11 protein-coding genes and 1 tRNA gene are annotated in these 12,754 nt (G+C 41.9%); 7 read left to right on the forward strand and 5 right to left on the reverse strand.

Annotated elements, in window-relative coordinates; genetic code table 11:
• Nucleotides 1-169 precede the first annotated feature (169 nt).
• The 4 genes from RTJ53_RS11745 to gluQRS all read left to right on the forward strand — a co-directional run bounded on the left by RTJ53_RS11745 (nt 170) and on the right by gluQRS (nt 3,261).
• Entirely contained in the window at nt 170-634 is a 465-nt protein-coding gene (locus RTJ53_RS11745) for a Fur family transcriptional regulator (RefSeq protein WP_312277074.1), read from the forward strand.
• Between the two features lie 181 nt (nt 635-815).
• Nucleotides 816-1,643 (forward strand): metallophosphoesterase, encoded by an 828-nt coding sequence (locus RTJ53_RS11750; RefSeq protein WP_312277075.1) that lies wholly within the window; start codon nt 816-818, stop codon nt 1,641-1,643.
• 225 nt (nt 1,644-1,868) lie between these two features.
• The gene (dksA, locus tag RTJ53_RS11755; protein ID WP_036594643.1) at nt 1,869-2,306 is read left to right on the forward strand and encodes an RNA polymerase-binding protein DksA; all 438 of its coding nucleotides are present in this window, start codon (nt 1,869-1,871) and stop codon (nt 2,304-2,306) included.
• Nucleotides 2,299-3,261, forward strand: a complete 963-nt coding sequence (gene gluQRS / locus RTJ53_RS11760; RefSeq protein ID WP_312277076.1) for a tRNA glutamyl-Q(34) synthetase GluQRS — start codon at nt 2,299-2,301, stop codon at nt 3,259-3,261. The genes dksA and gluQRS overlap by 8 nt, the downstream gene beginning before the upstream one ends.
• On the opposite strand, the gene ftsW is transcribed toward gluQRS, so the two are convergent.
• Together ftsW and murD are read right to left on the reverse strand one after the other, a co-directional pair.
• Nucleotides 3,258-4,466, reverse strand: a complete 1,209-nt coding sequence (gene ftsW / locus RTJ53_RS11765; RefSeq protein ID WP_312277077.1) for a putative lipid II flippase FtsW — start codon at nt 4,464-4,466, stop codon at nt 3,258-3,260. The two genes, gluQRS and ftsW, sit on opposite strands and share 4 nt — an antisense overlap.
• A 37-nt stretch (nt 4,467-4,503) precedes the next feature.
• On the reverse strand, nt 4,504-5,889 hold the full coding sequence (gene murD, locus RTJ53_RS11770) for a UDP-N-acetylmuramoyl-L-alanine--D-glutamate ligase (RefSeq protein WP_312277082.1): 1,386 nt from the start codon (nt 5,887-5,889) through the stop codon (nt 4,504-4,506).
• 726 nt (nt 5,890-6,615) lie between these two features.
• Between murD and RTJ53_RS11775 the strand changes: the two genes are divergently transcribed.
• Nucleotides 6,616-6,954: a P-II family nitrogen regulator gene (locus RTJ53_RS11775; RefSeq protein ID WP_007115809.1), complete on the forward strand. Its 339-nt coding sequence runs from the start codon at nt 6,616-6,618 to the stop codon at nt 6,952-6,954.
• A 123-nt stretch (nt 6,955-7,077) separates the two neighbouring features.
• Entirely contained in the window at nt 7,078-8,403 is a 1,326-nt protein-coding gene (locus RTJ53_RS11780; RefSeq protein WP_409418172.1) for an ammonium transporter, read from the forward strand.
• Between the two features lie 144 nt (nt 8,404-8,547).
• Here the strand turns inward: RTJ53_RS11780 and RTJ53_RS11785 are convergent, their stop codons facing one another.
• Nucleotides 8,548-8,979 (reverse strand): DUF2147 domain-containing protein, encoded by a 432-nt coding sequence (locus tag RTJ53_RS11785; protein ID WP_312277078.1) that lies wholly within the window; start codon nt 8,977-8,979, stop codon nt 8,548-8,550.
• Nucleotides 8,980-9,178: 199 nt separating this feature from the next.
• Nucleotides 9,179-10,114, reverse strand: a complete 936-nt coding sequence (locus tag RTJ53_RS11790; protein WP_312277079.1) for a DNA/RNA non-specific endonuclease — start codon at nt 10,112-10,114, stop codon at nt 9,179-9,181.
• 126 nt (nt 10,115-10,240) lie between these two features.
• Here RTJ53_RS11790 and RTJ53_RS11795 point away from each other — a divergent pair.
• Nucleotides 10,241-10,331, forward strand: a tRNA-Ser gene (locus RTJ53_RS11795).
• A 57-nt stretch (nt 10,332-10,388) separates the two neighbouring features.
• Here RTJ53_RS11795 and RTJ53_RS11800 read toward each other — a convergent pair.
• Complete coding sequence (locus tag RTJ53_RS11800; protein ID WP_312277080.1) at nt 10,389-12,485, reverse strand: catalase; 2,097 nt, start codon at nt 12,483-12,485, stop codon at nt 10,389-10,391.
• Nucleotides 12,486-12,754 lie beyond the last annotated feature (269 nt).

The following is a 12,754-nucleotide window of genomic DNA, read 5'->3' on the forward strand; positions in this document are numbered from 1 at the left end:
GTTTTATAGCCGAATCGCTAATTTATCAGACAAATTATGCGGTTTTCATGCTAAAGTAATTTGATAGTTATTGATGATTTTATTTGATATGACCCAACGTTTTATTCAATCAACTGGAAGTTCTATTCAATCAGCCAATAGTTACGACGCAAATTGTCGCCACCTATCTATGTCCATGTGTATGCCACAAATGACGGCGGAGCAGATTGAAGCACAGATTGCTCAGATAAAACAAGATTGCCAAGCGCAAGGTTTACGTTTTACTGCGCTACGAGAGCAAGTGTATCGTTTGATTCTACTTGCCGCGCAGCCTATTGGGGCGTATGAATTATTGGATTTACTGCAAGCAGCGAGCGAAAAAGTCGTCGCACCGCCAACTGTATACCGTAGTTTGGAGTTTTTGCTTAGGCATGGCTTGGTTCATCAGTTAAATTCCAGCAAGGCATTTTTTGCTTGTTCTCAGCCCGCCGATCGCCATGTTGCCGCTTTTTTGGTCTGTCGATGCTGTGGCGAGGTGCAAGAGTTTAGCCACCCATCTATCCAAACCATGCTAACTGAGGTTGAGCAATCGACCAATTTTGCCACTCAGTCAAGTATTATTGAGCTTTCAGGTGTTTGTCAGCGCTGCCAATAGTCACCTTTTTTTATCGAATGCTTAGAATCAGGCTCTGCCAACAATTATTTTGTTATTGTGTTTGTCAATTATGAGCATTTGTGATATAAAACATGCCTTATTTGATTGACTTAAGTCAATTAACCGTTGTTTGATAAAGTTGTACTGCCACGATTACCGTCATTATTCTAAGGATAACTGAGTGACGTTACTGCCAAGTTCGATATCACAACACCATGCCGATTATTTTTCAATCATTGAATTAAGTGATCTGCATCTCTTTGATGACCCTAATAAGTTAATGAATGGCGTTAATACCGCAGACACATTTGAGTCGGTATTATCATTGGTCCGACAACAGCGCGATAATGTTGATTTGTTGGTACTGACGGGCGATTTATGTCATGAACCTACCCCACAAAATTATGACCGTTTATTTGCAACCTTAGACGACGTCAACATTCCATTTATAGCCATCCCAGGCAATCATGATGTGACCCTAGAGCTTGATAATCATCTACCTTTTGCCCAGCGCCGTCATTTGCCTGTCAAAGCAGATACTCGCCTGCAAAACTGCTATAGTATTGCCACCGATTATTGGGACTTATTGTTATTAGACTCCTCTTGTGAGGGGCACAGTCATGGCAAAATTGACGAGCAGTCATTGCGGTGGCTGGCGCAACAGTTAGCGAACGCCAATCGCCCTTGTGCAATTTTTTGTCATCATCCGATGGTATTAATCGATTCCACATGGCTTGATGAATACACCCTAATCAATGCGGACCGTTTTTGGGAAGTTGTAATGCCGTATCTAGACCGCATTAAAGCTATATTCGTCGGTCATATTCACCAAGAAATGCATAAGATTAATTATGGGACATCTGTGTTCGGCTGCCCATCGACTAGCGTACAGTTTAAACCCTTGTGTAAAGACTATACCATTGACGAAATTACCCCTGGTTTACGTTGGATAAATTTATATAACAATGGGTTACTTGCAACTGGTATCAAAAGAACAGATACTATCTGACTAATTTTTCATGGTTGTTGAACTTATGTTTATAAACTTAATGTCGTGAAAGTTTGGTTAGCTTGTTTATTAAGGTTTTAGCGTTTATTTTAGTTTGATTTCATATACTGGCGAATTGCAGTGTTTAAAGTGTTAATAACATGATGTCATTGGCTTAAGTGCTGAACTCGTAATGAAATTGTAAACTTAAAATTGTATCACTATCGGTTTTTAAAGGAATTAGCTATGGCATCTGCCCAAAATGAACGTGAATTAAGCTTTACCCCATATCAGCCAGCGGCTGAAGAAGAATATATGAATGACGCACAACTTGCGCATTTTAGAAAAATTTTATTAGATTGGAAAGAGCAGTTAATTAGTGAAGCTGAATCAACCAAATCTTATATTCAAGATGAATCAACGGCGATGCCTGATATTAATGACCGCGCCACCCAAGAAGAAGAGTTTGCGTTGGCTCTGCGCACGCGTGACCGTGAGCGTAAACTGATTCGCAAGATTGATAAATCGATTGCTGAGATTGATAGTGGCGACTACGGTTTTTGTGAGACTTGTGGTGTAGAGATTGGTTTGCGTCGTTTAGAAGCCCGTCCAACCGCAACCCAATGTATCGATTGCAAAACCCTATCAGAGATTAAAGAAAAACAAGCATGGGGTCATGCTTAATTTATCAACATTTCCTGTTATTGGTCGCTTTGCTCCCTCTCCGACGGGAGCTTTGCATTTGGGGTCACTGGTGACTGCGATTGCCAGTTACTGTATCGCTAAGCAAGCGCAAGGCAAGTGGCTAGTACGCATTGAAGATACCGATACTGAGCGCTGTCATCCAAAATTTAGCGATTTGATTTTAGCAGATTTGGATCGATTAGGCTTGCACTGGGATGGTAACGTTCGTTACCAGTCGCAACACCTAGACACGTATCACGCGTTATTGGATGAGCAACTAAAAGCAGTAAGTTATGGCTGTGATTGCAGTCGTAAATCACTGCAAACTTATCAACTCGCCCACCCCAATACCCAATACCCTTATCCTAGAATCTGTGTCCATAAGCGGCTATCGCGCGATCATGCCATTCGCTTAGTAATGCCAGATAACCCAATGCTTTTTTTCGATCAGCTGCAAGGGGTGATTTTGGGCAATCCGCAACGAGAACAGGGTGATATTGTGGTCAGAAGGCGGCGCATTGGGCGGTCTTTCTCAAATACGCCAACCGCCAACAAAGGCATGATTAATTATATGCTCGCGGTGGTAATTGATGATGCGCTACAGAGTGTCAATCAAATCGTGCGGGGTCTAGATATATTGCCATTGACGATACCGCAACTGGTCATTGCAGAGTATTTAAATTTTCCCCCTAACCAACACTACTATCACTTACCCATTTTGGTGAATGCTCAAGGGCAAAAACTGTCTAAACAAACGCTCGCAGAGCCGATTGAATCCTACCCTGCCCCACAACTTATTAAGACCGCACTACAATTATTACAACAGCCGCCGATTGATATGGATAAACCAACCACGATGCTCGAGCAGGCAGTTTGCCAATGGAATCATACGCCGCTGCAAGGCAAACAGCGTATTGAAGTCGATAGCTTACAAAATCTTTTGGCAACCCATTAATAATAACGACATTGATTGGCAGGAATTGTTGGGCTTTCTTTGATAATTCGCATCAACAATCCGACGATAATCAGATTAACCACCATAGAAGAACCCCCATAGCTAAAAAATGGCATGGTTAATCCTTTGGTAGGTAGCATCCCCATGGTCATGCCGGCATTGACGAAAATTTGCCCAAAGAACAAAATCCCAACCCCAAACGCAAAATAGCTTAAGCGAGTTTGGTGCCGTGCTAGCGCTTGGTAGCTAATGCGCATAACCGTAGTGACCAAAATAATTTGTAACACCAGTAAAAACGACACACCCACTAAGCCTAACTCTTCACCGGTAATCGCTAGTAAAAAGTCGGTATGCGCCTCCGGTAAATGGGAGAGTTTTTGGATACTCTCCCCATAACCGACACCAAACCATTCACCGCGGGCAAAGGCTACAATACTGCGACCTAACTGATAGTCACTATTTTTTAAGTCATCAAACGGATCTAAAAACGAGGTTACCCGTTTTAGTCGGTAACTTGCCCCCATAATCGCCATGGTGCCTGCCAAAAACATGGCACCCATGATGATAAAAAACTGGCGCATGGGTAACCCGCCGACAAAAATCATCGCCGCAATACAGGTCGCAATAATCACCACTGAGCCGAAGTCAGGCTGCAACATGATAAATAAGATCAGCCCCATGGCTATCAGTGTTAGACGCAAAAAGCCTTTCCAATGGTTGCGAATTTCTTCTGATCGGCGCACCAGATAATCTGAGGTGTACAAAATCATCAACAATTTTGCCAATTCGGAGGGCTGAAAATTGATACCACCCAATTCAATCCAGCGTTTACTACCGTTAATCACTGACCCACCGATTAGGGTATAAATAATCAGCAACAGACAAGCCAGCAGCGCATACATAATAAAATCTAAGCGAAACGTCTTGCGAAGTGGGATAAAATACACCAGTAAACCAAGAACTGCACCGATTCCCATGTACGCTAATTGGTGATAAAAAAAGTAAAAATCACCCAGTTTTTTGGTTTGTGCAAAAGGTATTGACGCGGACGCCACCATCAAAAGACTAAATACCATAATGGTTGCTACTGTAGTTAATAGCACCGAATTGATGGGCGGAATCCACTGGCGGCTTTTCTTAGTAGAAACGCTGTTAGCTGAGAGGGATGAAGAAAATGATGAAGAAGTCGAATGGGGCGCGGGCATAACACAACCTAAATATTAAAAATACACTAGCGAATGATTATTGTGGTTTGACTAAGCGTTGAAAAGCTTGTCCACGTTCCACATAGCCACTAAACTGATCAAAACTTGCACAAGCGGGTGATAGCAATAATACGCCTAAAGCAGGGAATGTTGGCTGGTCTTGCCAAGCCTGATTGACCGCTTGTTCCAGGGTTTGGCATTGGGTTAACACAATCCCTGCAGGATTGTGATTATCTAGACCCGCCGATGCTAAATCAGCCGCGATTTTATCGGCATCTTCACCGATAAAGTATACCACTTGCGCATAATCCATCAGGGGTTTTGCCAGTTCAGCAAAGTTTTGACCTTTACCTTGCCCGCCCAAAATCACAGCGAGTTTTTTGCCTTTGGGTGCATATACTTTACCTAGTCCCAAAATTGCGGCGATGGTCGAGCCAATATTGGTGCCTTTAGAGTCGTCAAAACAATCAAGCTGATGGGTGGTTGTGATAAATTCACAGCGATGTGGCAGCCCGACAAAGTTTTTTAATGTTGTTAACATACTCTCTAGCGGCAGACCTGCTAGTTCACCAATTGCTAAGGCTGACAGCGCATTCATCAAGTTATGTTCACCTTTGATCGGCACGTCTTTTTCATTGAGCAACCGCTCGCGACCCCGTGCTAGCCAGATTTCACCATCGCTATCTTTTATCAATCCGTACTGATTGATATCCGGTGCGTTACTACCAAAGCTAATGGTGGGCATATCATCGGCTACCAACGGGCGACTAAGCAAGTCCTCGCGGTTGACCACAATGGATTGCACGCCTTGGAAGATTCGGTGTTTGGCTTGGTGATAGCCGAGCATATTGCCATGGCGATCTAGATGGTCAGGCGACATGTTAAGCACGGTGGCTACTTTGGCGGTCAAATTGGTGGTGGTCTGTAGTTGAAAACTGGATAACTCAAGCACCGCCATCTGTATGGGCTCAAGTAGCAAATCAAGCGCGGGCGTTCCCAAGTTACCACCGACACCGACTTTAAACCCCGCATTTTTGACCATCTCGCCAACCAGGGTGGTGACAGTGCTTTTGGCATTAGAGCCGGTAATTGCAATAATCGGAATATGTCGCTGTTTAGCTACTTCATGAAACAATTGAATATCACTGACAATCGCAATTTTTTTCGCACGTGCGCCATCAAACACCGGCAAATAAGGGTCAATACCAGGACTGATGATAATGCGATCTGCCACTGCCAACAGCTCGCCATCTATTGCCCCAAACTTGGTCACTATATCGGTTGGCAAATGCTCGGCAAGTTTGGGAAGACCGGCATCGGTGACAGCTACGGGGTAGCCAAGCGCGTGTAAATAGTTGACTGCCGACAAGCCTGATTTGCCAAGTCCAACCACCACTTGTAATCCATTGCCACGTTGAATCATGCTCGATGATGATGGCATGCTTTGGTTGGTTGAAGCAGGTGAAACGGCTGATTGAGTGGCAGAGAGTTGGCTCACGAGAATTCCTTGTAACACTTAGACTTGTAACACTTAAATAAGGGTACCGCTAACTAAGGCAGTAACAATACTTGCCGCATAAGCTAAAAACGTTTTCTATCATACCATTTTATGACAAAAAGTTTTGCGATTAAATGTGAGTTTTCATGTTTTGTAATGACCGCAATAAAAGACGATTTAAATGCCATGATTTTTGTGATGAGGTTATACTTTTTATCTGTCTTACCCAACAGATTTAACGATTTTAGGCAGTAAAATGCACTTTTTTGGTGCAATTATTTTGTTTTTATCGCCAATTATTAAAATAATTCTAAAAATTATCTACAAAATCGTTAATGGCACTCAAATAACCTTTTTGGTGCAATAACTGATTTACATTAGAGGAATTTTTATTTTTTCGTTATAATAAAATTACGCTTTCTATGTGATGGTCGCATTGAAACCACAAAAAAGTTTTTGCTTTATTTTCAATAAGTTGTATTTTTTACCCCCTTAAAAATAGGACATTTCTGAAAGTTGGCATAGCTTTTGAATTATCGAAACTACCATTTTCAACATGCTTTACGAATGCTGTTTAGGGTAACCGCTATTAAGCCACTACAGCAGATAGTAACTAACCCAACCATAAGCGGCACTTAAAAGGAAATTATTATGAAATTAATTACGGCTATCTTAAAACCGTTCAAACTAGACGATGTGCGTGAGTCACTCTCTGAGATTGGCGTTCAAGGTATCACTGTTACCGAAGTAAAAGGTTTTGGTCGTCAAAAAGGTCATACTGAATTGTATCGTGGTGCTGAGTATGTGGTTGATTTCCTGCCGAAAGTTAAATTAGAAATTGCGGTGACTGACGAAATGGTTGACGCAGCAATTGAAGCTATCACTCGCGTGGCTAGCACGGGCAAAATCGGTGATGGCAAAATCTTTGTATCACCATTAGAACAAGTGATTCGTATCCGTACGGGTGAAACGGGCGCTAATGCTATCTAACACTATCATGACTGTCGTTGCCGCAGGGCTTGTTAACTTTTAAAGTCGACCATCCTTTAAAACATTAACGCAGACCTATCAAGCAGCTTAACGACTATCTCAAATAATTTTAAGGGGGTTACGATGAATGCCGTCATTACAAGGGCAGCTTTTGCCAAATTTTCACAGCCACTAGTATCTACTAAATCAATTTTATCGTTATTGTTGTTATCTCCATTGGTAGCTCATGCTGCTGATACGCCTACGCTAAATTCAGGCGACACCGCTTGGGTTTTAATTTCGACTGCATTAGTGCTCCTAATGACTATTCCAGGTTTGGCATTGTTTTACTCAGGCATGGTGCGCAAAAAGAATATTTTAGGGACGATGGCACACAGTTATGGTGCCACCGCATTAGTATCTATTGTTTGGATTGTGTTGGGTTATTCGCTGGCGTTTGGTAGCAGCGATTTTAATCAATTTGTTGGCGGTTTTGATAATGCATTGTTATCTAATATAGGGCTTGGTGATTTAACGGGTACCGTACCCACCCTGTTATTTGTCACTTTTCAAATGACCTTTGCCATTATCACTGTAGCAATCTTAGCAGGTTCAATTGCTGAACGTATCAAATTTAGTAGCTTCATGGTGTTTACTGCCTTTTGGGTATTATTGGTGTATGCACCGATTTGCCACTGGGTTTGGGGCGGTGGCTGGTTGATGGCAGATGGTGCGCTAGACTTTGCAGGCGGTACGGTCGTGCACATTAATGCCGGTGTGGCAGGCATTGTGTTAGCGGCTGTTTTAGGTAAACGTAATGGCTATAACCGTGACCCAATGGCACCTTCAAACTTGGCTTTGACGTTAATTGGTACGGGTTTAATTTGGGTAGGTTGGTTTGGCTTCAATGGCGGTAGTGCGTTGGCGGCAAATGCGTTGGCAGGTAATGCGTTACTCGTCACGCAAGTAGCGGCAGCGGCAGGGGCATTGACTTGGTTTGCTATCGAAAAATTAGTCCGTGGTAAAGCCTCTGTACTGGGCGGTGCATCAGGCGCAGTGGCGGGTTTAGTCGGTATCACCCCAGCGGCAGGTTTTGTGACGGTAGCAGGCGCATTAGCGATTGGCATCATCACCTCATTGGTTTGCTTTTATGCAGTCAACTATCTCAAACGTCTGTTAAAAATTGATGATAGCTTGGATGCGTTTGGATTGCATGGCGTTGGTGGCATCGTCGGTGCCATATTGACAGGTGTCTTTGTGAGTCCTGCTATCACTGGCAAACCACTGGCTTTATCGACTATGGGTCAAGTTTGGGTGCAATTGGAAGGCGTGTTTGCGGTTATCATCTACTGCGCGATTGTGACTTTCATTATTGCTAAAGTGATTCAATTAACCATGGGCTTACGTGTCACTGATGAAGATGAATACACCGGTCTTGATTTGGCTGTACATGGCGAACGTATCGAATAGACAAAGAATGGTAAACATAGGCTGATTCAATCAGCCTATTTTTTTATATAATCATACCAAAAGACTCTAGAAAACTTGCGATTGGACAAATAAAAAAGCTAGATAGTCATATCTAGCTTTTCTGATATTTCAAATCAGTAGCAATTATTTAATTTTTTTCCAAGTTTGGCTGCCTTTGACTGGAACAGATAAAGTCAAGGTTGAACCACTTACTGAAATATTTGCGCCTAACCCAAAGCCCCAACGTGGGTCTTTTGCTTTACCCGCATATTTGCCATTACCCGCTGCTTTAACGCCTGTTAACACAGTTTTACCAACAAAAGATTTTGCTTTTTCAGTATTACCTGCAACGATTTTACCGGTGAAAGTACTACCTGTTTGTGAGATTTGAACTTGGGCTTTTGGTTGGTTGTCTTCATAAGTTTGCCAAGTACCCACGATTGGATCGGCAGCCATAGCAGCAACACTTAAAGTAGAAAGAGCAACACCAACGCTGATTGATTTAAGAGAAATTTTCATAACAGTTCCTTCTGTAGCGCACTGCAAAAAAGTAAGGGAAGTGAGATGCAGTGCCATTAACAATCATTATAGCCAAAATGGTTTTGAGGTAAAGATATTTTTTAATACACAAAAGTTACTAATAGTTTTCTACATCCTTACAAGGCAAAATTTCTCATTTTTTTTATTTTAAATTATTGATTTTTAAATAATTATTTTTAAAAAAAGTTTCAAAAGCGCAAACTGACTAATCAGTCATTTGTGTATAATTACCATTTTAGGACTTAAATAGGCTGATTATCCATTCAAAAATGGTCAAGACTAAATTAACTAAGACTAATAAAATTTGTTGGTTATCGGGCTCTGATTTTGGGGTGTTTTTATTTTTTGTAGCTAGTGAATAGTCATCAATAGGCAGCGTCATTGCCGTTTTTTGTACCTTCCCTGACAGCCCTGGCATGGCGTCCACGCCTATTCTTACCGCAAGTTCATCCAGACTAATGATTTCCACTCGCTGACTATCATCATTAGGTACAAAATAGACCCCTGCTTGTTGTAGACTTGGAATATAAATCGCTTTATATAGATGACTGGGTACTAATATATTGTTATTGATTTTCTTAACCCGATTACTGATAAAAGCCACCCCTGTCACCACGTAGATACGGTTGTGTTTAATCGCTAAATAACGGGTACGGGACTCAATGTCTCGCCAAGTGCTACGATTATTGATAGGATTTTGCGGTACAATGTTGGCAAGGCTAAAACTGTCATATTGTGATTCAAGCGTACTCATATCTGCATTCGGCGCTAGATGCCCACGGTCATAAGGTACGTTACGATAATCAGCTAAATAGCCTTTAACCCGATTAGGCAGCTGACTTTCCTCGTGAAAATTATCAACCCTAGATAGTTCACTCGCTTTTTCAATACGCGCTCGCGTCAAATACTCCGCTGACCACAAAGCGGTTTTACTGAGTGACGAATAGCCCACAGCAAAGCCATTTAGACATAGATAATAAATCTCAAGTGGTTGATTGGAGAGTGGCTGCGGACTTTGTTGGTTAGCATAGGTATTGCCGCATTGATTGAGATGCTGTTTACGATAATCTAAAGAGCTGCTTGAATGTGCCCATAAGGGCAATACGGATAAACCCATCGCTACTAGTGTCTGTAACAGTGATTTGTGGGAAAAACGCTGATAACAACTCATACGCTATAACTTACCAACTCTAGCCATCGATGAAAATTGATTAATTATACATGACATTTGGCATTATTTTGGGTAAAATAGGCGTCCGTTTTGCGATTCCCTATATTTTGGAGTTGCAACTCGATTGGAAACGTGGCTGAGTGGTCGAAAGCGCACGCCTGGAAAGTGTGTATACGTTAATAGCGTATCGAGGGTTCGAATCCCTCCGTTTCCGCCAAATAAATAAAAAGCTAGCTTATTATTAAGCTAGCTTTTTTGTTGCTAGGTTGATGAGTTATGCTAAATCACGCACATTAGGCTCACGATCCCATTCACGCGATTTGGCCTTCTCAATAAAGGTATCTATTTCCTTTAAAGCCACCACACTGGCATCTTTCTCAATGTGCTGAGGAATTAGGATAAATTCATCCGTCGCACCGCAATAAGCAATCGCTTTTAGATGGGCATACGCGTCTTTAAACCATGCAATCGCTTCACTCACTTTGGCTAGTTTTTTCGCTTGCTCTGGCATAATGATACTAACGATTGCATCAAACAAGACAGAAGGCGAACCCGCCAATTGACCGTCAGCTGCAATGGTTTCACCATTGTTTAACGTAATGCTAATTTTTGGCGCTATAATAAAGGGGGTTGCCTTGGCTGCGGTAATCGCCGCTTTATATTTTTCAAGCATTTCTGCATTTGAATCATCTGCGACTAAAATAGCGACTTTACGACCTTCAAGCGTTGGTTTAGCTTTGCCAATCAACTGTAAAGCTGGTGATAATGGCAAATCTTGCACCGGAACCGTCGGTTCAATCGGTTTTGGCATTGGTTTCATCCCTAAACCATCGGCCACGCGTTTACCCAATGTTTCATCAACCGTTAATAGCTGCGCAACCATGCGTTCACGGATATAGGGTGTCTCAACTTTTGAAAGCTCAAACACAATCGCTGAAGCAATATGCGCCTGCTCAATGGGGGTTTGACTACGATAGAACATACGTGGTTGACTATAAAAGTCTGCAAAGCTTTCTGCACGGATACGACCTTTAACCGCATCGTTATTTTGAGTTAAATCCTCTGCAAATGATTTAAACCCAATTGACGGATTTTCACGCGGTTTTTCTGGCTCTAAACTTTGTGGTTCATAAGCAACGCGACCTTTGGGAATTTGCATCTGCATATGACCATCACGCTGCATATTATGGAATGGACATTTTGGTGCATTAATTGGCAACTGCGCAAAATTTGGTGAGCCCAAACGTGACAACTGGGTATCAAGGTAACTAAATAAACGACCTTGTAGCAATGGATCATTACTAAAGTCGATACCTGATACGATGTTTGCTGGACAGAAAGCCACTTGCTCTGTCTCAGCAAAGAAGTTATCGGGATAACGGTTTAATACCATTTTACCCACGATTTCAACAGGGACTAATTCTTCTGGAATTAATTTGGTTGCATCTAAATGATCAAATGGGAATTTTTCTGCTTGTTCTTGGGTAAAGATCTGCACACCAAAGTCCCAAACAACTTCGTCACCATTTTCAAACAAGGTTTCGAATAAATCACGACGATGATAGTCTGGATCAGCACCGGCAACTTTCACAGCTTCATCCCACACATGTGATTGAAGCTGCAAACGTGGACGCCAGTGATAACGGAAGAAAACACTTTCGCCTTGGGCATTAATAAAGCGATAGCTATGGATACCAAAGCCCTCAATCATGCGTAAACTGCGAGGAATAGCGCGATCACTCATCGCCCATAGGTAGTTATGTAATGTTTCAGGGTTTAACGAGATAAAATCATAAAAGGTATCATGCGCTGATGCCGCTTGTGGGAAACCACGATCAGGCTCCATTTTTACAGCATGAATAATATCGGGAAATTTAATCGCATCTTGGATAAAGAACACGGGGGTGTTGTTACCCACTAAATCCCAGTTACCTTCCTGTGTATAGATTTTGACGGCAAAACCGCGAATATCACGCGGCGTATCAATCGATCCCGCACCACCGGCTACCGTTGAAAAACGAGCAAATAATGGGGTTTGTTTGCCCACCTCTGTTAATACCTTAGCTGTGGTAAATTGCTCTAAGGATTTGGTTAATTCAAAATAACCATGTGCTGCACTGCCGCGCGCATGTACAACACGCTCAGGAATACGTTCATGGTCAAAATGGGTAATTTTCTCGCGTAAAATAAAATCTTCTAGCAATGCAGGTCCACGACGACCCGCTTTTAGCGAATTCTGATTGTCAGCAATAACAATCCCCTGCTGCGTGGTTAAATTAGTTGAATTATTATCAGCCTGCTGATGAGTTTCGCCTGCATTTCCTTGCTGAGTATTCATATTTGGCTCTGACTTGACGGGCTTTTGTGTCATTTTTGTATCCTAGATCTTTAATTTTATTCGTGACTTTTTAGAAAATATCTAATGTTCACCTAAGGTTAAAAAAGGATCGACATTGATATAATCAGTATATAGAATTTAAAAATCTACAGTGTGAAAATACGTAAAGCTATGTAACAAGTAGGTTATTAATGCAGCATATAAAAAGAATAAAACTAACATCATAATACTACATGTTATTTTGACAAAAAAAACACCCACTTACTTATGTAAGGTGGGTGTTTTGGAATAGGGAGCTGACG

This window comes from Moraxella sp. CTOTU46711, from assembly GCF_031975715.1.
Classification (GTDB): domain Bacteria; phylum Pseudomonadota; class Gammaproteobacteria; order Pseudomonadales; family Moraxellaceae; genus Faucicola.

What these genes read in the sequence shown, in the direction of transcription:
- RTJ53_RS11745 (WP_312277074.1), top strand. Translation starts at nt 170, where the DNA reads ATGTCCATGTGTATGCCACAAATGACGGCGGAGCAGATTGAAGCACAG.
- dksA (WP_036594643.1), top strand. Translation starts at nt 1,869, where the DNA reads ATGGCATCTGCCCAAAATGAACGTGAATTAAGCTTTACCCCATATCAG.
- gluQRS (WP_312277076.1), top strand. Translation starts at nt 2,299, where the DNA reads ATGCTTAATTTATCAACATTTCCTGTTATTGGTCGCTTTGCTCCCTCT.
- ftsW (WP_312277077.1), bottom strand. Translation starts at nt 4,466, where the DNA reads ATGCCCGCGCCCCATTCGACTTCTTCATCATTTTCTTCATCCCTCTCA.
- murD (WP_312277082.1), bottom strand. Translation starts at nt 5,889, where the DNA reads ATGATTCAACGTGGCAATGGATTACAAGTGGTGGTTGGACTTGGCAAA.
- RTJ53_RS11775 (WP_007115809.1), top strand. Translation starts at nt 6,616, where the DNA reads ATGAAATTAATTACGGCTATCTTAAAACCGTTCAAACTAGACGATGTG.
- RTJ53_RS11780 (WP_409418172.1), top strand. Translation starts at nt 7,078, where the DNA reads ATGAATGCCGTCATTACAAGGGCAGCTTTTGCCAAATTTTCACAGCCA.
- RTJ53_RS11785 (WP_312277078.1), bottom strand. Translation starts at nt 8,979, where the DNA reads ATGGCACTGCATCTCACTTCCCTTACTTTTTTGCAGTGCGCTACAGAA.
- RTJ53_RS11790 (WP_312277079.1), bottom strand. Translation starts at nt 10,114, where the DNA reads ATGAGTTGTTATCAGCGTTTTTCCCACAAATCACTGTTACAGACACTA.
- RTJ53_RS11800 (WP_312277080.1), bottom strand. Translation starts at nt 12,485, where the DNA reads ATGACACAAAAGCCCGTCAAGTCAGAGCCAAATATGAATACTCAGCAA.